The sequence below is a fragment of the Rhodopila sp. genome, from assembly GCF_965277825.1.
Lineage (GTDB): Bacteria > Pseudomonadota > Alphaproteobacteria > Acetobacterales > Acetobacteraceae > Rhodopila.
Window position 1 is genome coordinate 1 of record NZ_CBDIDU010000002.1, and the last position, 25,524, is coordinate 25,524.

Consider the following 25,524-nt stretch of genomic DNA (forward strand, 5'->3'; position numbering starts at 1 on the left):
GAATGTGGAGTTCTGCGGCCAGTTCGCCAGCTATTCCACGGCCGTGGCGGAGGCTCCGGGCGAGCCGGCGGAGGGGTTCTATTCGATGGCGCCAGCGCTGTATCGCTATCCGGATGATCCAAAGCCGGCGGTGCACGCATTTGCCGATACGTTTCGCAAGCGGTTTGGCATCGATCCGAATTATTTGGGTGAGGCCGGTTATACCGCTGCCAGTTTCAGCGTCGCGGCGCTGCAGAAAGCGGGCCGGGACCTGACGCTGGACAGTTTCATCAACGCGATGGAGAGCATGCGGGACTGGCACGATATCTTTGGCGGTCCGGCGTTGTCGCTAAGTCCGACCAATCATCATGCGTCCAGCCAGTCGTTCCTGTCGGTGGTGAAGAACCGGCGTTGGACACCGGTGATGGAACAGCCGCTGATGTTCTGAGGGCGGCCGTAGTGCGGACAACCGCTTGTCGGGCCCGGAACCGCCTAGCGACGCGGTGATCAGGGGTTGGCCGCGCTGTGTTGTTTGCGCAGTTCCCGCTTCAGCAATTTGCCGGCGGTGTTGCGCGGCAGGTGGTCCACGAACAGCACCTTCTTCGGCAACTTGTAGGGTGCGAGATGCTGACGGGCAAGCGCCAGCAGGGTAGGCTCGTCGACGCCATGGCCGGGGCGGAGCACGACGAAAGCAGTTACGGCCTCAATCCATTTGTCATCGGGCAATCCGACCACGGCGACTTCGGAGACAGCGGGGTGGGTGAACAGGACTTCCTCCACTTCGCGGCTTGCCACCAGCACGCCGCCGGTGTTGATCACGTCTCGGATGCGGTCGACGATGTAGAGATAGCCTGCCTCGTCGAAATAGCCGACATCGCCGGAATGAAACCAGCCGCCGGCGAACGCCTCGGCGGTTTCCGCTGGCTTGTCCCAGTAGCCGGTCAGCAAATGCGGCGAGCGGTGGACGATTTCGCCGTGGGTTCCGGGCGGTGTGTCGTTCATGTCCGGATCGACAACGCGGGTCTCGACGTTGAGCACCGGGCGGCCGCAGGAGGCGGGGCGGGCGTCGTGTTCCTCGGGACGCAGCACGGTGGCGAGCGGGGCGATCTCGGTCTGGCCGTAGCAGTTGTAGGGCCGAGCGCGTGGCAGGCGTTGGCGGAGTTCGTGCAGCACCGGGACCGGCATGATGGAGGCGCCGTAATAGATCTTTTCCAGTGATGTCAGGTCGCGCGTGGTGAAGTCGGGGTGGCGCAGCAGGCTGATCCACACGGTGGGGGGTGCGAAGAACGAGGTGATGCGGTGCTGCTCGATCAGCCGCAGTACGACGTCGGGTGCGGGCGTCTCGATCAGGATGGTGCGCGCACCCACCAGGAACTGCGGCATGGTGAAGGCGTGCAGTTGGGCCGTGTGATACAGCGGCAATGCGGCGAGTGCGGTGTCGGTCTCGGCATAGTCCATATTGTGGATGACCGAGTAATACTGTGACAGCATTGCCTTGTGCGTCATCATCGCGCCCTTCGGCGCCGCTGTGGTGCCGGATGTATAGACGATCTGGGCCAGGGTGTCGTCTTCGAGGTCTGGGTCGATCGCGGTTGGCGCGGCGGCGTCCTGGGCGATGCCGATCAGGTCTTCCAGCAGGTGCGACGGGGCATCGATGCCGGCCAGGCTCGGCTGTAGCGCGGCGGCGGTCAGCACCAGGCGCGAACCGGACTGGCGCACGATGTAGGACAGTTCGTCGCCGGTGAGCGCGTAGTTGACCGGCACGTGGACGAAGCCGCCGCGCAGGCAGGCCAGCCAGGCGATAAAGTAGGCGTCGGAGTTGCGGCCGTAGGCGGCGACGCGGTCGCCAGGGTTCAGGCCGAGATCGGCCAGATGATGTGCGACCCGATCCGCCGCGCGATCGAGATCGATGAATGACCAGTCGCGGTCGGCGAACGCCAGGGCCGGGCGGTCGCGGAACAGACGGGCGGCGCGGCGGACCGCGTCGCCCGTCGTGTTGCGGCGGATCAGGTTCATGGCATCAGGCTGAGGCAGGGCTCGGACATCGTTCGGTTCCGCGTGCGGTTGGATAAAATACACCGGGCATCGCGGCGGCGTCCATGCACTACGCTTGCGCCTGCGGCAGCCGGCATGGTTGCATCGGGCGCATCACCGGAGTCGGAGTGCACTTGGCCTACGCTCTGCAGCAACTGATCAACGGCGTCACCCTGGGTATGATCTATGGCCTGATCGCGGTCGGCTACACCATGGTGTATGGCATCATCGGCATGATCAACTTCGCCCATGGCGACGTGTTCATGGTGGGATCCTTCCTGTCGCTGATCGCTTTGCTGGGGTTGGCGGTGCTGGGCATCACCTGGGTGCCGCTGGCATTGGCGCTGGCGCTGCTGTTCGCTGCCGCCATCGCGGCGCTATACGGCTGGACGATCGAGCGGGTGGCGTACCGGCCGCTGCGCGGGTCGTTCCGGCTGGCGCCGCTGATCAGCGCCATCGGCATGTCGATCACGCTGCAGAACTTCGTCCAGGTCAGCCAGGGGGCGCGGGTCAAGCCGATCGAGGCGATCATTCCAGGCGGTGTCCAATTGATGAACCGGGGCGGCTTCGCGGTGCAGCTTTCCTGGATGCAGATCGCCATCGTGGTGATCACCCTGACGATCCTTGGCGGGTTCACCTGGCTGGTGACGAAAACCCCGCTGGGGCGGACCATGCGTGCCTGCGAGCAGGATTTGAAAATGGCCAGCCTGCTGGGCATCGACACCGATCGCACGATCAGCCTGACTTTCGTGATCGGCGCCGCGTTGGCCGCGGTCGCCGGTTTCATGTTCCTGCTGTACTACGGCGTGATCGACTTCTACATTGGCTTCATCGCCGGAATCAAAGCATTCACCGCGGCGGTGCTGGGCGGCATCGGCAGCCTGCCGGGCGCGGTGCTGGGGGGACTGTTACTTGGCTTGATCGAGGTGTTCTGGTCGGCCTATTTCAGCATCGAGTACAAGGACGTCGCGGCGTTTTCGATCCTGGTCATCGTGCTGATCTTCATGCCGACGGGGATCTTGGGACGGGCTGAGGTGGAAAAGGTATGACCTCGGCCGGGTCGTGGCCGCGGCGCGTCCCGCCGGCATGACCGCGCTGCGCGACGCACTGATTGCCGCTGTCGTGGCGCTTGGCCTGTTTGCCCCGCTGGTCGGCCTGGTCACCACCAACGGTGAGCACGGTTTGTCGCTGACGGCTCGGCCGGTCGCCACGGCGGTCGTGGTTGGTATCGTGTTCGTTGGCCGGCTGCTGATCCTGTTGTGGCGCGGGCGGGCCCGCCGCGAGGCCGGCCCGACTGGCCGCGCTGTAGCCGAACGGGTCGGGCATAGGAGCAAGTATATCGCCTGGGCATTGCTGGTGGCGGCGGTCGCGCTGCCATTGACCGGGTCGCGCTATTACATCGATCTAGCAACGCTTGTGCTGACCTACATCATGCTGGGATGGGGCCTGAATATCGTAGTCGGGTTGGCTGGATTGCTCGATCTTGGATATGTCGCGTTCTATGCGGTCGGCGCCTATTCCTACGCCTTGCTGGCGACGACGTTCGGCTTGGGGTTTTGGGTATGCCTGCCGCTGGCGGGGATCCTGGCCGCGCTCTGGGGTGTATTGCTGGGCTTTCCGGTGCTGCGCCTGCGCGGCGACTATCTGGCGATCGTGACGCTGGCGTTCGGCGAAATCATCCGCATCGTCTTGAACAACTGGGTGTCGCTGACCAACGGGCCGAACGGCATCAGCGGGATTCCCCGGCCGACGCTGTTCGGCCTGGCGTTCAGCATGGACGGCGGCCCCGGCAGCTTCGGCGGGTTCTTCGGTGTCGAGCCGGCGGTGATCCAGCGTATTATTTTCATTTACTATGTCATCCTTGGGCTGGCGCTGCTGACCAACTTTGTATCGTTGCGGCTGCGCAGCCTGCCGCTCGGGCGGGCCTGGGAGGCGCTGCGCGAGGACGAGGTTGCCTGCCGGTCGTTGGGCATCAACGTGCGCAACACCAAGCTGACCGCGTTCGGGATCGGCGCCTTGTTCGGTGGGTTTGCCGGCGCGTTCTTCGCCACTCGGCAGGCGTTCATCAGCCCGGAAAGCTTTACTTTCATCGAATCAGCAACAGTGCTGGCGATCGTGGTGCTGGGAGGCCTGGGCAGCCAGCTTGGGGTTGCGCTGGCCGCGATCGTCATGGTCGGAGGGTTGGAGGCGCTGCGTGATTTCCTCAGTTTCCTCGGCGATCAGATGAACAGCCCGATATTCGCCGGTATTGCCAGCGAGTTACCGCTGTTCCGCATGCTGATCTTTGGACTGGCGCTGGTGGTGATGATGGTGCTGCGTCCGCGCGGCCTGATCACCGGGCGGCGACCGAGCGTGGCGCTGACCAAGGTGCGGGAGATCCCGCCCGAGATCGTGGCGGAAAGTCGCGGCTAGTGCTTTCGGTGCGTGACCTGACCATGCGGTTTGGCGGGCTGCGGGCGATCGACGATCTGTCGTTCGAGGCGCGTGCGGGCGAGATCACCGCGGTGATCGGTCCGAACGGTGCCGGCAAGACCACGGTGTTCAACTGCATCACCGGATTCTATCGCCCAAGCGGAGGAAGCATCGAGCTGAGGCATCCGGGGGGGGTGGGGTTTTCGTTGCAGCGCATGCCCGGGCATCGGATCGCCTCGGCTGCGAAGGTAGCTCGGACGTTCCAGAATATTCGTTTGTTCGCCGGTATGACGGTGCTGGAGAACCTGATGGTGGCGCAGCACAACACGCTGATGGGGGCAACCGGTTTCGGTGTCCTGGCGGTGCTTGGGCTGGGACGCTACCGCGCCGCCGAGGCTGCCGGCATGGCGAAGGCGCGGCATTGGCTGGATGCGATCGGCTTGACCGCCAGGGCGGACGATCCGGCCGGTGCGCTGCCCTATGGGGCGCAGCGCCGGTTGGAGATCGCGCGCGCGATGTGCATCGATCCGGTCTTGCTGTGCCTGGACGAACCGGCTGCCGGGCTGAATCCTCGGGAGTCGGAGGAGATGAACCGGTTGCTGCTGCGGATCCGCGGCGAAGGCTGCTCGCTGCTGCTGATCGAGCATGACATGGGCGTGGTGATGCGGATCTCGGACCATATCGTGGTGCTGGACCATGGCAGGAAGATCAGCGACGGCACGCCGGCCGAGGTGCGCGCCGATCCGGTGGTGATCGCGGCCTATCTCGGCGAGGGTGAGGAAGACGAGGTGCCGGCATGACCGCGCTGCTGACGCTGTCCGGGGTGACCGCGTTCCATGGCTCGATCCAGGCGCTGCGCGGGATCGACCTGACGGTGGAACAGGGCGAGATCGTTACTCTGATCGGTGCCAACGGGGCGGGCAAGTCGACGCTGATGATGACGATCTGCGGCGACCCGCGGGCGCGGTCGGGGCGGATCGTCCACGCCGGGGAGGACATCACGCAATGGCCGACGCACGCGATCATGCGGCGCGGCATTGCCCAGGCGCCGGAGGGACGGCGCATCTTCAATCGAATGACAGTGCATGAAAACCTGCTGATGGGAGCCGAGGTAGCCGGGCGGTCCGATGCCGCCCTGTTGCTGGAGCAGGTGTTCGCGCTGTTCCCCCGGCTGAAGGAGCGTCTGTCGCAGCGCGGGGGCACGTTGTCCGGTGGCGAGCAGCAGATGCTCGCGATCGGCCGGGCACTAATGTCTCGGCCCGACCTGCTGTTGCTGGACGAGCCATCGCTTGGCCTGGCTCCGTTGGTGGTGCGGCAGATTTTCGCCGCGATAAGGGAACTGAATCGCAGCAATGGGTTGACGGTGCTGCTGGTGGAGCAGAACGCCTACCAAGCGCTGCGGCTGGCGCATCGGGGCTATGTACTGGTGAACGGCGCGATCACCATGGCCGGCACCGGCGCGGAGCTGCTGGCTCGGCCGGAGATCAGGACGGCTTACCTGGAGGGGGGCGCGCCGGCTTAGTCCGCCGCCGCGGCGCCCATTTTCTCGGCCAGGCGCGGCAGCGCGGAGCGACGGTTCGGCGCCAGCCAGTGGTGCAGCCGATCTAGATATAGATAGACCACCGGGGTGGTGTAGAGCGTCAAGACCTGGCTGAGCAGCAGGCCGCCGACCATGGCAAAACCGAGCGGCTTGCGCAGTTCCGAGCCGGCTCCGTTTTCCAGCATCAGCGGCAGGCCGCTGAGCATTGCGGCCATCGTTGTCATCAGGATCGGCCTGAACCGCATCAGGCAGGCTTGGCGGATTGCCTGATGCGGCGTCATTCCCATCCGCCGTTCGGCGCTGATGGCGAAATCGACCATCATGATGCCGTTCTTCTTGACGATGCCGATCAGCAGGATGATGCCGATCAGGGCGATGACGGTCAGTTGGTAGTGAAACAGCAGCAGCATCAGCAACGCGCCGACGCCGGCGGAGGGCAGGGTGGACAGGATGGTCAGCGGCAGCACGTAGCTTTCATACAGCATGCCCAGGATAATGTAGACGGTGACCAGCGCCGCGGCGACCAGGTATGGCTCTGTGCTGAGCGAGGCCTGGAACGCCTGCGCGGTGCCCTGGAAGCTGCCCTGCACTGATGCGGGCACATCCATTGAGGCCTGCATCTGGTCAACCTGGGTGACCGCCGCGCCCAGCGACGCCCCGGCCTTCAGGTTGAACGAGACCGTGACGGACGGGAACTGGCTCTGGTGGTTGATCGCCAGCGGCTGCACCGGAACAGTGGTCTGGTGCAGCAGGGTTGACAGCGGCACGTTCGCACCGGTGGAGGAATGAACGTATAGTTTGTCCAGGGTGGACAGCGCGCCGTATTCGTTGGGCAAGGCTTCCAGCACTACATAGTAGGCCTTGGTGCCGGTGAAGTATTGCGCCACCTCGCGTTGGCCGAAGGCGTCGTAGAGCACCGCGTCGATGGCAGCCGGCTGCACCCCGAAACGGGATGCCTGTTCGCGGTCATAGGTCAGGGTTTCGGTGGTGCCGGAGTTTTCCTGGTCCGAGGTGACGTCGGCCAACAGCGGAAGTTGTTGCATCTTGGCGAGGATTTTCGGTGCCCACTTGTTCAGTTCGTCCTGGTTGGAGTCCTGCAGGGTGTATTGATACAGGGTGCGACCGAGTCTTGCCCCGACCCTGACATCCTGGGCCGGCTGCAGGAACAGCTTGATGCCCGCGACCGCCGCCATCTTGTCGTCGATCTGCTCGATGACCTGCATCGCGGTTGCGGAACGATCCGCCCACGGCTTGAGCGAGATATACATCCGTCCGTTGTTCGCGGTTTGTCCGGCGGTGCCGGCGCCGATGGATGAGACCACTGAGGCAACGTTCGGATTATCCAGCACGACGTTGTTGGCGGCGCGCTGCAGCACCGACATCTGGTCGAACGAGGCATCCTGCGCGGCGTCGGTGATGCCGATGATGATGCCGGTATCCTGGGTCGGGAAGAAGCCTTTCGGGATGAAGACATACAGCACGACGGTCAGTGTCACGGTGGCGACGAAGACCATCAGGGTGATGAAGCGGAAGCGCAGCGCGATATCCAGCGTGCGTTCGTAGAACCGCAACAGGGCATCGAACATCCGCTCGACCGCGTTGTAGATGCGTCCGTGTTGTTTTGTACGCGGTGAAAGGAAGCGTGAGCACATCATCGGGGTCAGCGTCAGCGACACCATCGCCGACAGCACGATGGTGATGGAAACGCAGATCGCAAATTCGCGGAATAGCCGTCCGACGATGCCGCCCATCAGCAGCAGCGGAATGAACACGGCGATCAGGGAGAAGCTGATGGAAATGATGGTGAAACCGATTTCTCCGGCGCCGGTCACCGCGGCGGTCATCGGGTCCATGCCTTCCTCGATGTGGCGGAAGATGTTTTCCAGCATGACGATGGCATCGTCGACGACGAAGCCGACGGCGATGGTGAGGCCCATCAGCGACAGGTTGTCGAGGCTGAAGCCGCAGACGTACATCATGCCGAGAGTGGCGACCAGGGCGACGGGGATGGTGATGCTGGGGATGATGGTTGCCCAGACGTTGCGCAGGAACAAGAATATCACCATCACCACCAGCCCGACCGCGAGCATCAGGGTGAACTCCACGTCGGAGACCGAGGCGCGAATGGTCTGGGTGCGATCGGACACCACATTCAGGCTGACATTGGGCGGGAAGTCGGCGCGCAGGGCGGGCAACTGGGCCTTGACGCCATCGGCGGTGGAAATGACGTTGGCGTTGGGCTGCTTGAACACCAGCAGCAGGATCGACGGCTTGCCGTTGGTCCATGCCGCCAGCTCGCGGTTCTGCGGTCCCGGCACGGCGCGGCCGATATCGCGGATGTGGATCGGGGCGCCGTTGCGGTAGCCGATTATGACGTTGTTGTATGGTTCGGCCTTGGTCAACTGGTCGTTGGCGTAGATCGTGTAGGACTGATGCGGTCCGTCGATACTGCCCTTCGGATCATCGACCGTGACGTTGGTCAGCACGGTGCGGACGTCTTCCAGGGTCATGCCCATGTTGGCGAGGCGGGCGGGGTCGACCTGGACGCGGATCGCCGGGGTCTGCTGGCCGCCGACCAGGACCTGACCGACCCCGGGTAGCTGGGAGAGCTGCTGCTCGACGACGTTTTCGGCGTAGTTGTCGACCTCGGTGATCGGCGCCTGATCGGACTGCATCGCCAGGATCATGATCGGGCTGTCGGCCGGATTGATCGCTCGGAAAGTCGGCGGGCTGGGCATGTCCTTGGGCAGCGAGCCTTGCGCGGCGTTGATCGCTTCCAGCACCAGGGTTTCGTCGTTGGCGAGGTCGTTGCCCAGGCCAAACTGCAGGGTGATCTGGGTGGATCCCATGACGCTGGCCGATGTCATCTGGGCCAGGCCCGGCAGCATCTGGCCGAACTCGGTTTCCAGCGGTGTTGCGACGGTGGACCCCATGGTTTCGGGGCTGGCGCCGGGGTATTGCGCGGTCACCGTCAGGGTGGGGAACTGCACGTTCGGCAGCGGCGCCACCGGCAGCAGCGGATAGGCCACCAGGCCGGCCAGGAAGACCGCGGCGGTCAGCAGGGATGTGGCGATCGGTCGTTTAATGAACGGGGTCGAAATACTCATATGTGGGATGCGGTCCTGGCGTGCGGTTCAGGTCGGCGATGCGTCGCCAGGCGAGGCAGCGTTGGAAACGTCGGTGGGATGGACATGCACGCCGGGTGCCAGGCGCGACTGGCCCGACACCACGACGGTCTGTTGTCCCGCCAGGCCCTTGGTGACGACGGTGCGCTGCGCGACTTGATCACCGACTTGCACGCTGGTTTGCGCGACCGTGCCGTCGGGCTTGACGGTGTAGACGAAGGTGCCGTCGGGGCCGTGCAGGATTGCCAGTGTCGGGACGGTGACCGCGTTGTGAAGCAAACCCACCTGGACACGTGTGTTTACGAACTGTCCGGGCCAGAGATGGCCATCCTGGTTGGCGAAGCTGGCCTTCATCGCGATCGTGCCGGTGGCGGGGTCGATGGTGTTGTTCGGGGTGGTCAGGGTTCCGGTCGCCAACTGCTTGTTGCTGCTGCCGTCGAACACGGTGACCGGAACCGGACCGTCCGCGCGAGCCTGCTGGGCGCGCGCGAGATCGGCTTCGGGCAGGGTGAAGACCACCTGGATCGGCTTGACCTGGGTGATCGAGATGATCCCGGTCTGGCTGGCAGCCTGCACCAGGTTACCGACGTTCAGTTGATAGAAGCTGACCCGGCCGGCGAATGGCGCCTTGATGACGCAGTAGCCGAGGTTGATGCGCGCGGTCTCGATCATTGCGTTATCGACGCCGATGGCGCCGATCTGCTTGTCGACGGTGCCTTGCTGGTCTTCCACCTGCTGGACCGGGGCGAAACTGCTTTTCGCCAGGTTCTGGTAGCGCTTCAGGTCGAGCTGGGCACTTTTGAGCAGGGCGGTATCTTCATCCCGTTGCGCCAGCGCCTGATCCAGCGCCGCCTTGTAGGGGCGCGGATCGATCTCGGCGACGATGTCGCCTTGCTTGACTTCCGCGCCCTCTGGCACCGGCAGGGCGATCAGGGTGCCGGTGACCTGGGCCTTGATCTCGACGACGTTGGGCGGCTGCACGGTGCCGAGACCCTTGAGATAGACCGGCATGTCCTGAATCCGCGACGCCGCGGTGGTGACCGGGACGGTAGCGGGCGGTTGCGGGTCGGCCGCTTTGGCTGAACCGGGCGCCATCGCGCGCCAAGCCGGCAAGGCGGCGGCCAGCAGCAGCGTCACCATCAGCAGTGCTATTCCCCGCCGCGTCGTCATTCGTTTACCACTCGAATTAAAGATCGGATGCATTATTGACAGTAGAAATTGTGCCCGGGGATGGGTGAACCAGTCTACTACCGGCATCGTGAAACTCGTAACACAGCGTAACCACTTTCCGCGGCGCAACAGAGCGTCGCGGAGCGTGGCGGGAAAGGCCCGGTTGCGTTTCGCAGCGGTGTCGGCAGAGTGTGCCGAAGTGGCCGCGAGAGGGGAAACTAATGGGTTACAAGATCGCCATCATGGGCACCGGCGCGGTCGGCGCCTACGCCGGGGCGCACATGGCCAAGGGCGGCGAGGATGTCACCTTCATCGATCCGTGGCCGGCCAACGTCGAGACGATGAAGTCGAAAGGACTGAAGGTGTCCCACATCCGCGACGTCGCGGAATGGTCAACGCCGGTTCGCGCGCTGCACCTGACTGAATTGCAGCAGGCGGCGAAGGAGAAGCCGTTCGACATCGCCTTCGTCTGCATGAAGTCGTACGACACCGAATGGGCGGCGATCATGATCTCGCAATACCTGGCGCCGAACGGCTTCATTGTTTCATTGCAAAATTGCATGAATGAGGAGACGATCGCCGGGGTGGTCGGCTGGGGCAAGGTCGTGGGCTGCATTGCCAGTTCCATCACCGTGGATCTGTGCGAGCCCGGCCACGTGCGGCGGGCGGCGGGCAAAAGCGGGGACAAGCACACGGTGTTCCGCACCGGGGAGGTGCACGGTCGCATCACCGATCGGGTGCAGGAGATCAAGCGCCTGGTGGCGCTGACCGATTCGGCGCTGGTGACGTCGAACCTGTGGGGCGAGCGGTGGTCGAAACTGGTGACCAACGCGATGGCCAACGGCATGTCGGCCAGCACCGGGCTGATCAGCAAGGACATCCTTCGCAACGACACGTTGCGCCGGTTCGGCGCCAGGCTTGGCAGCGAGGCGATCCGTGTCGGTCAGGCGCTGGGTTATGAGCTGGAGGAGATTCACCATATCGATCCCGAAGTGATCGCGCGGGCCGGCGAGGGCGATCCGGGGGCGGCGCGGGAATACGACGCCCACCGTCTGGATGAGGTGAGCAAGGCCGGTGGCGGCGAGCATCGGCCCTCGATGGGTCAGGACATGGTAAAGGGGCGCCGGACGGAGATCGATTTCCTGAATGGCTTCATCGTTCGCAAGGGCGAGGAGATCGGCCTGCCGACCCCGGCGAACGCGGCACTGACCGATATCGTCAAGCGGGTGGAAAAGGGGGAGTTGCAGGCTGATCCGAAGCACCTGATCGATCTGCGGCTGAACTAGGGCGGCGGTAGACAGGGTTGGCCTGCCGGAGGCGCTGAACCTGCTTCCGGCTATCTTGCAACGTTCCGCCACCGGACGATTCCTGCCACCGGACGCTTCTGACGGGCGTCAACCGGCCTGGCGCACCGGCCGCAGGGACACCGGTTCGCCGGCGGTCTCCGGCATGGCAAAGACCAGGGCTGCCAGCGCGACGCACGCCGCCGCGCCGAACGACAGGAACGCCGGCGAGTATCCGGCGTGGTCGACGATCACCCCAGCCGCCAGCCCGCTGAGCGAGGCGCCGACGCCCTGCATCGTGGCCACCGCCCCCTGCGCCAGGTTGTATCGCCCGGTGCCGCGCATCAGGTCGGCGATCACCAGCGGAGTGATCGCTCCGTAAATGCCGGCACCGACGCCATCCAGCAACTGCACCCCGATCAGCCAGGGGGCGCTGTTGGAAAACGTGTAGAGCAGCGCCCTGACCGGAAGCACGCCGAACCCCAGCAACAGGATCGGCTTTCGCCCGACGCGGTCGGCGGTGCGCCCCACCGCCAGCGCCACCGGCAGCATGATCAGTTGCGCGGCGATGATGCAGGACGACATCATCGCGGTCGCCCATTGCGGATGCGATTGCGCCAGCTTCTGCCCGACCAGCGGCAACAACGGAGCGTTGGCGAAGTGGAACAGCATCACGCACAGGCCGAACACCACCAGCGGCCTGCAGCGCAACAGCGTCATGTAGCCCGACGGTGCCTGACTTCCATCCGACGGCCTGGCTTCTCCATCGCCGAACCCGCGTGCTCGGTCCTGGTCGATCGCCTTTGCCGGAATTGACAGTATTGCCACCACCGCCAGGATGGCAAACACCGGCACCATCAGAAACACCGCGCGCTGCGAGAACAGATACCCCACGCCACCCGCCGCCGCCGCGATCGCGACATTGCCGGCGTGGTCGAAGGCCGAGTTGCGCCCCATGCGGCGGGCCAACTGCTTGCGGACATACAGCCCCAGTGTCACCGCCGCGACGGCAGGCCCGAACACGTCACCCACAACCGCCATGGCGGCGTTGGCGAGCAGCACCGGCCAGAACGTGGGCACGGCAAAAATGATGAACGCGCCAACCCCCAGCACCAGCAGCGCCAACACCACCGCCCCACGCTTCCGGCGCGTGGCATCGATCGCGGCACCAGCCGGGGTCTGCGCCGCCAGCCCGATCAGGCCACCGATCGTGGTGACCCAGCCGACCTCGGTCTGGCTCCAATGCCGCTGGGTGATCAGGAACACGTTCAGATAAGGCCCCAGCGCGCCGCGCACGTCGGCCAGCAGGAAGTTCACCGCATCGAGCGAGCGGGCGTGAAATCCGGCCTCCCGCGCCCGCGGCGTCACGCCGTCATCGGAGCCGGCCATGTCAGAACAGCGCGACCAGCAGGATGCCGCAGGTCATCAGCACACCGCCCAGGATGCGCCAGATGTTAAGGCTGTGCTGCTCGATGCCGAACCAGCCGAAATTGTCGATCGCCAGCGACATCAGGATGTTGGCGGTAATCGTCAGTCCGGCGAACGGCCCGGCGCCGATCTTGTCGACGAACAGCAATCCGGTGATCACCGCGAACGCGCCGAGCAGCCCGCCGAGCGGTGCCCACCACGGCATCGCCGAGATGCCGCGCAGCGAGGGCAGCGGGTTCGGCAGGCAGATGAACAGCACCAGCAGGAAGGCGACCACCGGCAGGAATGATACGGTGCTGGCCAGCCAGGGATTGTCCAGCGACTTGCGCAAGGCGCCGTTCATCGGCGGCCCCCAGGCCTGCAGCGCACCGGCCACCAGGATGATCGGATAAAGCCACGCCGCGCTGACATTCTGCATGATGATCTCCGAAAAAATGGCTCAGCCGAACGCGAAGGCGCCGGCGATGGCAAGCAGAAGCGCCGGCGGCATCACCAGCACGCCCAGCTTCAGGAAGGTCCAGGCGCTGACGCTGTGGCCCTCGCGGCGCAGCGCGCTCAGCCAAAGGATCGTTGCCAGCGACCCGGTGACCGACAGATTCGGCCCGAGGTCGACGCCGATCAGCACCGCGCTGCGCACCTGGTCCGGCACCGGCGCCATTTCGACCACGCGGCCCGAGACCAGGCCGGCGGGAAGGTTGTTGACCAGGTTGCAGGCAACCGCGAGCAGCGCACCCGATGCCCAGGCCGCCATGGTCGCCGAACGCCGGATCAGGTCCTGCAGCAGGATCGACAGATCATGGGTGACGCCGGTGACTTGCAGCGCCTCCACCAGCACGAACAGGCCGGCCACCAGCGGCAACACGCCCCAGGAGATGTTCTTCATGACGTCGACGACACCGCATTTGGACCGGGTCAGCACCAGGATCGCCGTGCCGAGGCCGGCAAGGAACGTCGGCAGGCCAAGCTGGATGTCGAAGCCGGAGGATACCAGCAGCACGATCGCGGTCACCGCGATGCCGATCGCGGCCATCCAACCGGCGCCGGACAATCGGGGAAGATCGATGTCGGCCGAGATCCGCTGGCGCAGGTCGGCATGCTGGGTCCAGCGCAGCACGAAGTAGGTTGCCAGGATGGACAGCGCCGACGGCAGTGCGTAACGCGGCAGCCATTGCAGCAGTGGCGGCATGTGAATGCCATAGATCACCAGATTCGCCGGGTTCGAGATCGGCAGCACGAAGCTCGCGGCATTGGCGATGAAGGCGCAGATCAACAGATACGGCAGCGGCTTGTCGGCCCGCACCGCCTTCGCCACGGCGGCGACGGCGGGGGTGAGCACGACCGCGGTCGCGTCGTTCGACAGGAACACGGTGACGATGGTGCCGACCGCGAACACCAGGGTGAACAGCCGGGTGGCGGATCCCTTGGCCAATCCCGCCGCCGCCGCCGCCAGCCAGTCGAACAGGCCTTCCTGGCGCGCCAGCTCCGACAGCAGCATCATTCCGGTCAGGAACAAATAGACATCGGTGCCCTTGCTGACGCCGGCCAGCGCGGCGGTGGGCGTCAGCAGGCCCAGGCCGACCAGCAGTGCCGCGCCGGCGACTGCCCAGATGAATTCCGGCCAGGAGAACGGGCGAACGATGACGCCCGCGGTCGCCAGTCCGGCGATTCCCCAGGTGGTCCACGGCGAGGCTAGTACCGCGCCCATCACCATTTGCGCCCGTTGCGGTTTGGACCCAGCTGGGTGTCGAAGATGGCCTTTTCGCGCCAGGCACCGATCCGGTCGCCGTCGCTGCCGTCGCCTCTGCGCCGCGGCGGTATCCAGTCCGGTCCGGCCGGGTCCACCCGATCCTGGTCCAGCCGTCCGTGCGCATCCCGGGCGCGCACAATCACCCGCTCGCCTTGCGGCGCAGCGGCTTGCCAGACGGCGACGGCGCCCGGCAACGGCGTCATCGGCATCCAGTCACCGTCGTCGACCCGCGCCTCGACCGCTTCGATCGGCGCATCGCCGACCACCTTGGCGCGGATCTGGAACGGTCGAGTTTCCGCCCGCCGGGTCAGCAGGCGCCGATCAACGGGATGGGTGATCACGACGCAGGGCCAGGCCTGATCCAGCGTCTTGAACCGCCAGCCGACGCCGCGCCGATCCACCGCGGCGATGGAAAAGCCGGACGGCCCTTCCTCGATCTGGCCGGTGGAACGCGTGGTCATGAAGATCGTGCCGCCGTCGTTGGCCAGCTCGTTGTAGTGTGTGTGCCCCATGTCCACGCAGGTGACGTGCGGGCGAGCTAACAGCGCGCCGAGACGCTGGGCGCCGTGGCGCAGGTCGGCCGGATAGGTATGCATGAACATCACCACGTCCTGGCCGTCGGCCGCCGCTTGCTCGATTTCTTGCTCCACCCAGGTAAGTTGCGCATCGCCGAGCCGAAAGTCCGGACCGCCGGAGCCGGCGGACACGACGTCCAGGAACAGGCAGCGATGGCCCTGTTCGGTGATCGATTTCGGCAGGCGTTCAGCGCCCAGCACGCCGTGGAAGGCGTCTAGCGTGCGCGGCTTGAAGTCGTGGTCGCCGGGCAGGATATGCAGCGCCATCGGCAACCGGGCAACCGCGTCGCGCACCAGGGCGAACTGCTCGGCCGTGCCGTCGTCGGCGTTGTCGCCAGGCAGCAGCGCGAAATCGACACTGCCCGGGGCCAGTCCTTGGGCCAGGTCGACGATGCGCAGGAGATCGCGATGGCTGTCCTGGCCGGCGCGGGTGATATGCAGGTCGCCGATGTGAAGCCAGCTCAGGATGTCGGTTTTGTCAGGCACTGTTCGCCCCCTTCAAAGCAGGCCGGGTGCGCGCGGCACCCGGCCTGAATTCCATATCCTCAGTGTCAAGCCGTGGTCTGTTGCCGCTTGCATCGTGCCAGGGCGCCCCGACGGGGTGGCGTGTCAGGTCCGCCCTGGGGGCGGCGGAGCGTCAGGGCCGGGCGGCGGCATTCCGGGGCCGCCGGGGGGCGGCGGGCGACGACCCGGACCCGGAGGCGGCGGGGCGGCTACCTGCGCCAGATGGGTGGCATCCGGCCCGATCGAACGCGCCCCGATCACCCGGCCCAGCGGGCCATCCAGACCATTGCCATGGACGGTTATCGTGGCGCCTACCGCAAGCGTCGCCGCCAGCCGCTCGGCCTCGGGCGGCGGCAGGCGGATGATCGTGCCGTCCTCGAGCAGCGCGCCGTTCAGGTCGCCGCGCGGGCCGTGCAGTTGCGCCTTGATGCGCCCGGTGGCGCTGAGCGGTTGTTGCGCGTCGGCCGGCCCGGGGGGACCGCCGACGCCGTTGTCGGTTACCGTGTTGCCGGTGGCGTCATTCTTCACCGACATCGCCTGCACCATCGGGATCGCGCGTGCTTTCAGGCCGCGGATGGTCACCGCATCGCCGGGCTTCACCGCATAGACCAGTTGGGTGCCGAGATGGGGTGGCAGGTGGACCTCGGTTCCGTCCGTCAGGATCAGCCCGTCAACGTCGCCGCGCGGCGTAAGGCTGTACTCCGCGACCTTGCCCTGGATCTTGGGCAACTGGCTTGGGTCGTAGGTGGCGGCGTTTTGCGCCATCGCGACGCCCCCAGCGCCTGCCAGCAGCGTGGCGGCCAGCAGTAACTGCTTCCTCATGATCGTCTCCGTTTTCAGGGCTCCAGGCCCGTGAACCAGACAGCAACCGCCGTGCCACGGCTAAGTGGCTGATATCATGAGGTAGGCGATCATTTCGATGCGGCCGGCCGGTCCGCTTCGGGGACATCGTCTGTCGCATTCGCGGACACCGCCGGGCCATAGCGCTCCAGCTTCTGATACAGCAACTGGCGGCGGATACCGAGTTGTTCGGCGGCCTGGGCGCGGTTGCCGCCGCTGGCCGCCAGCGCGCGTCGGATCAACTCGATCTCGACCCGCGCGACTACCTCGGGCAGGGTGCCGGCCAACCAGTCGATGGTGTCCGCTTGGGTGCCGGGCTGGCTGTCGTGTGTCGCCAGGAAGGCCAGGTCCTCGGCCGCGATCACCGAACGCCGCACCAGCGTCGATGCCCGCTTCATGGCGTTGAGCAGCTCGCGGACGTTGCCCGGCCACGGATGGGCCAGCAGCCGGGACGCGGCGTCGGGCGAAAGCCGCTTTGGCGGTCCGCCATCGGCCGACAGCGCCAGGAAATGCTCCGCCAGCGGGATGATGTCGGCCAGGCGCTCGCGCAGCGGCGGCAGGGAGACGGGCACCACGCCAAGCCGGTAATAAAGGTCTTCGCGGAATTTGCCGTGGCGTATGGCGTGCAGAAGGTCGCGATGGGTGGCGGCAATCACCCGCACGTCGATCGCCACCGGACGGCCGCCGACCGGTGTCACCACGCGCTCTTGCAAGGCGCGCAGCAGCTTGGCCTGCATGGCCAGGTCCATGTCGCCGATCTCGTCGAGGAACAGAGTACCGCCTTGGGCATCACGAAATGATCCTGAGCGGTCGGCGAGAGCGCCGGTGAAGGCGCCGCGGACATGGCCGAACAGCAGGCTCTCCAGCAGTTCGGCCGGGATCGCGGCGCAGTTGACCGGCACGAACGGCGCCTGGGCGCGGCGGCCGTGACGATGGATGGCGCGCGCCACGACTTCCTTGCCGGAGCCGGTTTCGCCCAGCAGCAGCACCGTGGCATCGCTGTCGGCCAGCATGCCGATGGATTTCTGCACCTCACGCATGGCCGAGCTGGTCCCCACCAGCTCGCCTTCCCCGGCGTGGGGCGGCGCGGCGGTGGCTGTCGCGTCGATCGTGGGCAACATCCGCGACAGCAGGGCACGCAGCGCGTCGCGCCCGATCGGCTTGGCGAGGTGGTCGGCCGCGCCAAGCCGCATCGCCTCGATCGTGTTGTCGCTGGTCGGCACCGCGGTCAGCACGGTGACCGGCGGCGGGTTGGGCCTGGTGCGGATGCGGCGCAGGACGTCCATGCCGTCCATCCCCGGCATCCGCAGGTCCAGCAGCACGGCATCGGCATGATGGTGTGACAGCCAGGCCAGCGCCGTCTCGCCGTCGGCGGCCTCGGCCGCGTCGTGGCCGAGGTCGGCGAGCGTGGTGGCGATGGCACGCCGCAAGGCGAGGTCGTCATCCACGATCAGGACGGTTGCCATTCGGCCTCCTGCGGCAGTTCGACCGCGAACACGGCGCCGCTGCAAGCCGTGCCGGGGCTGCGTAGCACGAGCCGTCCGCCATGGGCGTCGATCAGTTCGCGCGCGATGGCCAGGCCAAGTCCGGTGCCGTCGGGGCGGCCGGTGACGAATGGTTCAAACAGCCGATCGGTCATTTCGGGCGGGACGCCGGCGCCGCTGTCCTCGACGATAAAGCTGAGCAAGTCCGGCCGGCGGTCGACCGAGAGGATGACAGCACCCCCATCGGGCGCGTGGCGGATCGCATTGGTCATCAGGTTGTCCAACACCCGTTCGATCAGGGCAGGATCAAGCACCGCCGTGCCGGCGGCATCACGGACGGAGATCGCGAGCGACTTAGTTTGCGCGGTTTCCTTGTGCCGCGCCACCTGCTGGGCGAGAAACGCCGCGAGATCGACGCTGACCCGGTTCGGTTCGGCTCGCTGGGTCATCGCCAGCAATTCGCCGACCAGCGCATCGAGCCGATCGATCTGTTCCAGCATGTCGCCGATCGCGTCGCGTCGTCTGGTGTCGTTTCCGGCCAGCGCGTTCTCGCCTTGCAGCCTGGCCGCCGCGATCGGATTGCGGATTTCGTGTGCCACCCCGGCGGCGACCCGGCCGAGCGCGGCCAGGCGTTCGGCGCGCGCGGCGCGGGCGGTCATGCTGTCGGCCTGTCGGCGCGCCTCGGCGAGCCGCTGGCCGGCGTCGTTCAAGGCGTCGATGATCTGGTCCAATTCGCGCTCTCCGGTGCGCTCGACGGTCGGCATGCCGCTCGCGCCGGCGGTGCGCAGGGCCGCTTCGATGCCGCGCACATGACGGCCCCAGACCAGCAGCGTCCGACCCAGCCAGGCCGACATCAGCAGCATCATGGCCAGCAGCACGCCGAGACCGAGTTGCAGGGGTTGAAAGCCGCGCACCGATTGGACCCGGGTCATGGTCCAGGCGGTCAGGCCGGCGATCGGACCCGGAAGCGGACAGGCGTACAGCAACAGGGTCTGGGAACCGAAGGTCGCGTGGCGATCGACGAACTGCTCGTCGCGCGCGGCCTGCTGGTTGACCGCGCGAATCTGATCGCGCTCGGCGGTGGGCAGATCGGTTTTCGGACCGGTTCCCTGATAGGTGGGAAAGGCATAGGCCAGCGGGCCGGTGCCTGTCTGCCAGATGCCGCCCTCGACGCCGTCCTGGTTGCCCAGGGCGAGGCCGACGGCCGTCGCCAGGTCGGAGCGCAGCCTGACGTCGGGCTGTCCCTGGCGTGGTCCGGACCAGCCGGTGGCATAGAAGCCGTAGCGGTCACGGATCAGGTCGCAGGCGCGTGCGATCACCGCCTCGGCCCGTCCGACCTGGGCATCGGTGGATTGGTGATACAGTTGCAGCAGCAGGAAGCCGACCGCGACGCAGGCGAGCAGGGACAGTCCCCAAAGACCGAAAAGCCGGGTTCTCAGTGAGTGCAAGCGGGCATCCCAAGGCAGGCGGATCAGCGGGGACTATGCATGACGGATCGGAGATCGCGGAGTCCGCGAGGCAGCCCGGACGCAACGGCGGTTTCGATGTCGATCGACAGGATAACAGAAACCGAATCCGTGCCCGCTGCTGCCCGCTCGGACCTCGATGGAGAGCGAATCATTGCAGGCCGGAGAACTGTGCGGAGCACGGGTCCGGATCGATAGGATGATGAACTCACCGAGATTGAGATTTTTTGCTTTTTGGAAACTAAGATTGGAGACGAATTTCAACAAGGAACTCCTTATATGGCACAATGTCGCAATATTTTTGCTATTTATGTTATGGTATTATGATAATGTTGTTGATCGCCTAGCGAAATTGTGTGTTGTGGAACACTTCTGACTGACTGAGCAGTGTCTTGGGCAATGCAGCAACTTGTGTTGCACCGTAACGAATTTTTGGGGAATTCCAAGATGCGAAAAATCGGACATTCCGTGCTGTGGGCGGTTCCGCTCGTGGCTCTGGTCGGATCTGTAAAGCCTGTCCGCGCGGACGAACACATGGTGCTGGTGAGCACGATCGATGTCGGCGGCAATGGGTTGGGGACATTCGACATCAGCTACGTCGATCCGAAGATCAATCGCTATGTGCTGAGTGACCGGACCAACGCGTCGATCGATTTCTTCAACGCCACCGATGCCACCTTCATCGGCCGGGTCGGCGGCTTTGCCGGTCAGAAGTTCGAAGCTGACGGGGTGACCGCCAACAACAATATTTCAGGCCCCGACGGGGTGACGGTGGTGAACAACAATCAGGTCTGGGCCGGGGACGGCGACAGCACGGTAAAAGTCATCGACATCGCCAGCTTCCAGTTGGTCGATACGATCTCCACCGGTGGCAAGGCCCGTTGCGATGAAATGGCGTGGGACGCAGCCGACCACATCCTGGCGGTCGCCAACAACGCCGACGTGCCGCCCTTCATCACGATGATCAACACCGATACTCATGCGGTCGTCGGCAAGATCGTTTTCGACGGCACCAACGGTACGCCGAATGCGACGCAGACCGGCATCGAACAGTCGCAATGGTCGAAAAAGACCGGGCTGTTCTACGTCTCGGTCCCGCAAATCGTCCCGACTGATGCGACACAGGGCGGTGTTTCGGTGATCGATCCCAGCACCATGACCGTCAAGGCCACGTATCCGGTGTCGAACTGCACCCCGGGCGGCCTGGCGCTTGGCCCGCGGCATGAGGCGATGATCGGCTGCAGCGGCGCCTTCACGGTGCCTCCGAACACCGTCGCCACGACCCAGTCGGTGGTGATCAATCTGGACAATGGCAACATAGTTGCGAACATTACGCCAGCCGGCGGCAACGATGAGGTCTGGTTCGACCGCGGCACGAAGCATTACTACCTGTCTGCCCGCGGCACCCTAGTCAATGGCAAGGTGACACCGATCCTCGGCACCGTGGATGCCAATAGCAACATGTATGATGGCGGCGTGGCGACCTCGACGTCAGCGCATTCGGTGGCGGCGGACAAGGTTTCGCACCACGTCTTCGTGCCGATCGGATTCATTGCCCCCGGCACCGCGGCGTCGACCGACCCGACCAATCCTTGCCCGACGCGCGGCTGCATAGCGGTTTATCTGCCGTCGTCGATTGATGCCGACGACGGCAAGGTCGCCAAGCAGTAACGGCCGAGCTTAAGTGGGCGGCACCGGTCGGATGGGATCCGGCCGGTGCATGTTTCAAGGCAATTTCGTAACGATACGGTTTGCCGACAACATCAGCGATCGGCCGGATCGCCCGCGAAGTCTGCGTTCGTGCCCTCAGCCGGGGTGGAAAAATGCAACACGCATCGCAGCCCGGGTCGGTTATCGTGCAAATCGAGTGACGCGGCGTGCAGGACAGCTATCGCGTTCACCAGGCTCAGGCCGAGTCCGTTGCCTGGTGTCGTGCGACTTCCCTCCAGACGATAAAAGCGCTGCAGCACCTTGTTGCGAGATGCGGCCGGGATGCCGGGGCCGGTGTCGGCGACGATCACCACTATGCCGTTCGGCTGGCGCGTCGCTTCCAGCGATATCCGCGCGCCTGGCGGTGAATGCCCGATTGCATTTTCGACAAGGTTGGCAAATAGCAACGTCAACAGTTCATCGTCGCCGTCCAGCCCCAAGCTTGGCTCGATGCTGCCCGCCAGGGTCTGCCGCTTCTCCTCGGCGACCGGCTGATAGGCTTCCACCAGCGCATTGAGCAATTCATCGAGCATGACAGACTTGAACCCGGCGCGTCGCGTCCCGGCCTCGATCTGGGCGATCCGCAACAAGGCCGCGAATGTTTCCAGGATGGCGTCCACGTTGGTGATCGCGGCGTCCATCGCGGCATGCAACCCGTCCACGGTAGTTTCCCGCCGTCGCGCCAGTTCCAGTCTCTGGCGCAGCCGGGTCAGCGGCGTGCGAAGGTCGTGGGCGATGTCGCTCGACACCTGCTGCAGCCCGAGCATCAGATCCTGAATGCGGTCGAGCATGGCGTTGAGACTGCTGCCGAGATGGTCGAACTCGTCCTCGGTGCCGCGCAGCGCCATGCGCTGGGTCAAATCACCCGCCATGATGGCTCTGCTGGCGCGGCTGACCGCCTCCACCCGGCGCAACACGCCGAGGCTGACGACCAGACCCGCGGCCATCGCCAGCACGACGGTCATGCCGAGACCCAGCAGGAAGGTGCGCGTCACGACTTCGCGCAGTTCGCCTTGCTGGTGGTCGCTGACGCCGACGAAAAGATAAGCCCCATCGGCGACCGTGATGCCGCGTCCGCGGATGCCGCCAAGGACGTGCCGATTGGCGGGTTGGTGTGCCGAAGCCAGGATTCGCAGGCCGGGTTTTGGCCGGACCGGCGTCATGTTGCCGGCAATGACCCGGCCGTCCGCGCTTTGCAGCAGATAGTAGATACCGGGCGAATGGATGATCAGCCCGTCGACGACCCGTTTCAGCGCCGCGATCTGCCGGCCGCCGGCATCGGCCTGGACCTCGGCCAGTTCATTGGCGACGGTGGCGTCCAACTGTTCGGCCATGAAGCTGTTCACCGCCCATGCGATGACGCCGAACAGCAGCAGCCCGGAGACGCCGAAGACCGCGGCATAGAGGATGGTCAGCCGGAAGCTTGAGGTGCGGAGCGACCGAGGCCATCGCCAGGGTAATCGTCTAGGCCGGCGCACGGATGCAGTATCCGCTGCCGCGCACCGTGTTGATCAATTCCGGCCGGCCTTTGTCGATCTTGCCGCGCAAACGGCTGATATGGCTTTCCACCAGGCTAGTGCGCGGATCGAAGTGGAAGCCCCAGACGTGTTCCAGCAGCATCGTTCGCGTCACCACCTGATCGGCGTGTTTCATCAAGTATTCCAGCAGTTCGTATTCTCGTGGTTGCAAGTCGATCGGCTGCCCAGCACGTCGCACGGCTCGGGTCAACAGGTCCATTTCCAGATCAGCGACCCGCAACACGGTGTCCGGCGCGACGCGCAGCGACCGCCGGCCAAGCGCGCCCACCCGCGCCAGTAGTTCGGCGAAGGCGAACGGTTTGGTCAAGTAGTCGTCGCCGCCCGCGTTCAGGCCGCTGACGCGGTCATCCAGTCCGCCCATTGTGGTCAGGAACAGCACCGGTGTGGCGATGCCGCTGGCGCGCAGGGTTCGCACCAGGGCCAGCCCGTCCAGGCCGGGCAGCATGCGGTCGACGATCAGCAGGTCCCAGCTCTCGGAGACGGCGCGCACAAGGGCGGTGCGGCCGTCCATCGAGACTTCCAGGTCATGCCCTTCGCTCTGTAATCCTTCGACAACGTACTCGGCCGTCTCCGGATCGTCCTCGATCAGCAGGATATGCACCGGTTTCGTTCCGATTGACGCTATTATACGTTGCCACCGGTCATCCCACAGCGGCCGGGAGGCGGTCGTCAACTTGTCGATTGCGAAGGTTGTGGAAAGGCTCCGCCAAAGTTGCCGCCCCTAGCGTGGGTTCATGCGTTGTCGTGCCCGCTGTGTGATCCGCTGCATTGTGCCAGGCACGGGCTGGGTCATTCCGGCCTTGATGACCGCGCCGCTGATGTTGGCGAGCTGCGCCGCGCCGGCCGATTTGGCGTTGCCGACCCGGCCGCTGCTGAGGGACAGCCTGAACGCTCTGCGACATGACGGAGTGGCGCTGCCGGCTCGGCTGACGGTTTCGCAGGTCGCGCTTCTGGCGGTGCGCAACAACCCGGACCTGCGGGCGATCAGGGCACAGCATGGCGTCGCCCAGGCACAAGTCCTGCAGGCCGGTCTGCTGCCCAATCCCCAGTTCACCGGCTCCTACTTACCGGTCCTCGCCGGGCCCGGCACGACACCGGCCTGGAGCGCCGGCATCAGCGAGGACGTCCGCGCGCTGATCACGCTGTCCAGCACACGCCGGGCGGCGCGGGCCGCGGCGAACCAGGTCGATGCGCAAATCCTCTGGCAGGAATGGCAGGTGATCGGCCAGGCGAGGCTGCTTGCGGTCGATATCATCGAAGCCGACCGCATTGCGGCCCTGCTGGCGCGAAACCGCGATCTGCTCGCCGCGCGCTACGAAAAGTCGCGACAAGCGGTCGCCGCCGGCAACGAGACGCTGACGGTTTCCGCGCCCGATCTGGCTGCCTTGCAGTCGATGACGGCGCTGCTGAATGACCAGCGACGCCAACAGCTTGCCCGAAGGCACCAGTTGAACGCGCTGCTTGGTCTGGCGCCCGACGTCGCCGTGCCGCTGGATCGAACAGCCGACATTGCGCCATGGAACGCCCATGCGGTCGAGCGGACGCTGCCGACACTGCCCGAGCGGCGGCCCGACCTGGTGGCGCTGCAACTGGGCTACCGCGCGCAGAACGCCAAGCTGCGCACCGCCATCCTGTCAAGGTTTCCCAATCTGACGCTGGGCGGCACCGGCGGCAGCGACAACACCAACGTTCGCACCCTCGGTCCGCAGGTCACCCTGGAGCTGCCGATCTTCAACCGGAACCAGGGCAATATCGCGATCGAGACAGCGACCCGCCAGCAACTGCACGATGAATATGCCGCCCGGCTGACGGCGGCAGTCGGCCAGGTCCGCGCGATGATCGCCGAGATCGCCCTGCTGAACCGCCAGCTTCACGAGGTTCGCAACCAATTGGCGACCACACAACGTATCGCGGCGCAGGCCGAAGTGGCTTTCACCGCCGGCAACCTCGATGAGCGCGGCTATGTCGACCTGGTCGGCGCGCGGCTTACCAAGGAGCAGGAAATCTTGACCATCGAGCAATCGCTGCTGGACCAGCAGGTGGCAGTCGCGACGCTGACCGGCGCGGGCATGCCGGCGATCAGCCTGCCTCGGCAGGACGCGTCGCGATGATGCCCCGCTCGGGCACCCTGGCTTTGCTGGCCGGCCTGGTGGCGCTGCCGGCTTTCGCCGATAACCCGCAGAGCGTCGCGGTGAAGACCGAGCAGCCGCGCCAAGGCGTGGTGCCGGATGTGCTGGTCGCCTATGGTTCGGCACGCCCGGCGCTGGGTGGCGGCATGACGCTGAGCTTTCAGCAGGACGGACGGGTGCTGGCGATCGCGGTGACACCCGGCGAGGCGGTTCATGAAGGCGACAAGCTGCTTGCATTTGGTGCCTCCGCCACGGTGATCTCGACGTATCAGCAGGCGGTGCATTCGCTTACGGCGGCCCGCCAGCAGCGCAATCAGGCGGCGCAACTGCTCAAGCAGCAGCTCGCGACCCGTGACCAGCTTGCCCAGGCCGACAAGGCGGTTGCCGACGCCCAGGCCGCGGTCGATGCACTGCGGCGCGAAGGCGCTGACCTGGCGTCGCGCACGCTGACGGCGCCGTTCGATGGTATCGTCGCGACCATACCGGTAGCGCCGGGCGACCGGGTGCAGCCGGGCGCGACGCTGATGACGATCACCCGGCTCGATGGTCTGGTAGTCACC

The 25,524-nt window shown here is 65.5% G+C and carries 21 protein-coding genes; 9 read left to right on the plus strand and 12 right to left on the minus strand.

Features of this window, described 5'->3' with window-relative positions:
- Positions 1-427: ABC transporter substrate-binding protein (locus tag ACQY4T_RS00175; RefSeq protein ID WP_428530607.1), on the plus strand; the 427-nt coding region annotated here is incomplete at its 5' end.
- Positions 428-486: 59 nt separating this feature from the next.
- Here ACQY4T_RS00175 and ACQY4T_RS00180 read toward each other — a convergent pair.
- Complete coding sequence (locus ACQY4T_RS00180) at positions 487-1,995, minus strand: fatty acyl-CoA synthetase (RefSeq protein WP_428530610.1); 1,509 nt, start codon at positions 1,993-1,995, stop codon at positions 487-489.
- A gap of 146 nt (positions 1,996-2,141) precedes the next feature.
- Between ACQY4T_RS00180 and ACQY4T_RS00185 the strand changes: the two genes are divergently transcribed.
- Genes ACQY4T_RS00185 through ACQY4T_RS00200 form a run of 4 tightly spaced genes read left to right on the plus strand, consistent with a single transcriptional unit; the run spans position 2,142 to position 5,947 of the window.
- The gene (locus ACQY4T_RS00185) at positions 2,142-3,062 is read left to right on the plus strand and encodes an ABC transporter permease subunit (protein WP_428530668.1); all 921 of its coding nucleotides are present in this window, start codon (positions 2,142-2,144) and stop codon (positions 3,060-3,062) included.
- A 13-nt stretch (positions 3,063-3,075) separates the two neighbouring features.
- Positions 3,076-4,425 carry a high-affinity branched-chain amino acid ABC transporter permease LivM gene (gene livM / locus ACQY4T_RS00190; protein WP_428530613.1) on the plus strand — a complete coding sequence of 450 codons (1,350 nt, stop codon included), beginning with the start codon at positions 3,076-3,078 and terminating at the stop codon, positions 4,423-4,425.
- Positions 4,426-4,433: 8 nt separating this feature from the next.
- Positions 4,434-5,225, plus strand: coding sequence for an ABC transporter ATP-binding protein (locus ACQY4T_RS00195; protein WP_428530616.1), 792 nt, complete (start codon positions 4,434-4,436; stop codon positions 5,223-5,225).
- Positions 5,222-5,947, plus strand: coding sequence for an ABC transporter ATP-binding protein (locus ACQY4T_RS00200; RefSeq protein WP_428530619.1), 726 nt, complete (start codon positions 5,222-5,224; stop codon positions 5,945-5,947). The genes ACQY4T_RS00195 and ACQY4T_RS00200 overlap by 4 nt, the downstream gene beginning before the upstream one ends.
- Here ACQY4T_RS00200 and ACQY4T_RS00205 read toward each other — a convergent pair.
- Both ACQY4T_RS00205 and ACQY4T_RS00210 read right to left on the minus strand, forming a co-directional pair.
- Positions 5,944-9,072 carry an efflux RND transporter permease subunit gene (locus ACQY4T_RS00205; RefSeq protein ID WP_428530622.1) on the minus strand — a complete coding sequence of 1,043 codons (3,129 nt, stop codon included), beginning with the start codon at positions 9,070-9,072 and terminating at the stop codon, positions 5,944-5,946. The genes ACQY4T_RS00200 and ACQY4T_RS00205 overlap by 4 nt on opposite strands.
- 27 nt (positions 9,073-9,099) lie before the next feature.
- Entirely contained in the window at positions 9,100-10,260 is a 1,161-nt protein-coding gene (locus ACQY4T_RS00210) for an efflux RND transporter periplasmic adaptor subunit (RefSeq protein WP_428530625.1), read from the minus strand.
- A 221-nt stretch (positions 10,261-10,481) separates the two neighbouring features.
- Between ACQY4T_RS00210 and ACQY4T_RS00215 the strand changes: the two genes are divergently transcribed.
- On the plus strand, positions 10,482-11,546 hold the full coding sequence (locus tag ACQY4T_RS00215; RefSeq protein WP_428530628.1) for a ketopantoate reductase family protein: 1,065 nt from the start codon (positions 10,482-10,484) through the stop codon (positions 11,544-11,546).
- Positions 11,547-11,654: 108 nt separating this feature from the next.
- Here the strand turns inward: ACQY4T_RS00215 and ACQY4T_RS00220 are convergent, their stop codons facing one another.
- From ACQY4T_RS00220 to ACQY4T_RS00250, 7 genes are all read right to left on the minus strand, one after another.
- Entirely contained in the window at positions 11,655-12,932 is a 1,278-nt protein-coding gene (locus ACQY4T_RS00220) for an MFS transporter (protein WP_428530632.1), read from the minus strand.
- Between the two features lies 1 nt (position 12,933).
- The gene (locus ACQY4T_RS00225; RefSeq protein WP_428530635.1) at positions 12,934-13,389 is read right to left on the minus strand and encodes a DMT family transporter; all 456 of its coding nucleotides are present in this window, start codon (positions 13,387-13,389) and stop codon (positions 12,934-12,936) included.
- Positions 13,390-13,410: 21 nt separating this feature from the next.
- Positions 13,411-14,676, minus strand: coding sequence for an arsenic transporter (locus ACQY4T_RS00230; RefSeq protein ID WP_428530638.1), 1,266 nt, complete (start codon positions 14,674-14,676; stop codon positions 13,411-13,413).
- Positions 14,676-15,779, minus strand: coding sequence for a metallophosphoesterase family protein (locus ACQY4T_RS00235; protein ID WP_428530641.1), 1,104 nt, complete (start codon positions 15,777-15,779; stop codon positions 14,676-14,678). The genes ACQY4T_RS00230 and ACQY4T_RS00235 overlap by 1 nt, the downstream gene beginning before the upstream one ends.
- A gap of 123 nt (positions 15,780-15,902) precedes the next feature.
- Entirely contained in the window at positions 15,903-16,619 is a 717-nt protein-coding gene (locus ACQY4T_RS00240; protein ID WP_428530644.1) for a hypothetical protein, read from the minus strand.
- An 89-nt stretch (positions 16,620-16,708) separates the two neighbouring features.
- Positions 16,709-18,103 carry a sigma-54-dependent transcriptional regulator gene (locus ACQY4T_RS00245; RefSeq protein WP_428530647.1) on the minus strand — a complete coding sequence of 465 codons (1,395 nt, stop codon included), beginning with the start codon at positions 18,101-18,103 and terminating at the stop codon, positions 16,709-16,711.
- Complete coding sequence (locus ACQY4T_RS00250; RefSeq protein ID WP_428530650.1) at positions 18,088-19,569, minus strand: sensor histidine kinase; 1,482 nt, start codon at positions 19,567-19,569, stop codon at positions 18,088-18,090. Before ACQY4T_RS00250 ends, ACQY4T_RS00245 begins: the two co-directional genes overlap by 16 nt.
- Before the next feature lie 552 nt (positions 19,570-20,121).
- Here ACQY4T_RS00250 and ACQY4T_RS00255 point away from each other — a divergent pair.
- Complete coding sequence (locus ACQY4T_RS00255; RefSeq protein ID WP_428530653.1) at positions 20,122-21,258, plus strand: YncE family protein; 1,137 nt, start codon at positions 20,122-20,124, stop codon at positions 21,256-21,258.
- Positions 21,259-21,350: 92 nt separating this feature from the next.
- Here ACQY4T_RS00255 and ACQY4T_RS00260 read toward each other — a convergent pair whose 3' ends face one another.
- On the minus strand, positions 21,351-22,775 hold the full coding sequence (locus ACQY4T_RS00260; RefSeq protein ID WP_428530656.1) for an ATP-binding protein: 1,425 nt from the start codon (positions 22,773-22,775) through the stop codon (positions 21,351-21,353).
- Positions 22,762-23,436, minus strand: coding sequence for a response regulator transcription factor (locus ACQY4T_RS00265; RefSeq protein WP_428530659.1), 675 nt, complete (start codon positions 23,434-23,436; stop codon positions 22,762-22,764). The genes ACQY4T_RS00260 and ACQY4T_RS00265 overlap by 14 nt, the downstream gene beginning before the upstream one ends.
- 202 nt (positions 23,437-23,638) lie before the next feature.
- Here ACQY4T_RS00265 and ACQY4T_RS00270 point away from each other — a divergent pair, with 202 nt between their 5' ends.
- Positions 23,639-24,946 carry a TolC family protein gene (locus ACQY4T_RS00270; RefSeq protein WP_428530662.1) on the plus strand — a complete coding sequence of 436 codons (1,308 nt, stop codon included), beginning with the start codon at positions 23,639-23,641 and terminating at the stop codon, positions 24,944-24,946.
- On the plus strand, positions 24,943-25,524 hold a 582-nt coding region (locus ACQY4T_RS00275), incomplete at its 3' end, for an efflux RND transporter periplasmic adaptor subunit (RefSeq protein WP_428530665.1). The genes ACQY4T_RS00270 and ACQY4T_RS00275, both read left to right, overlap by 4 nt.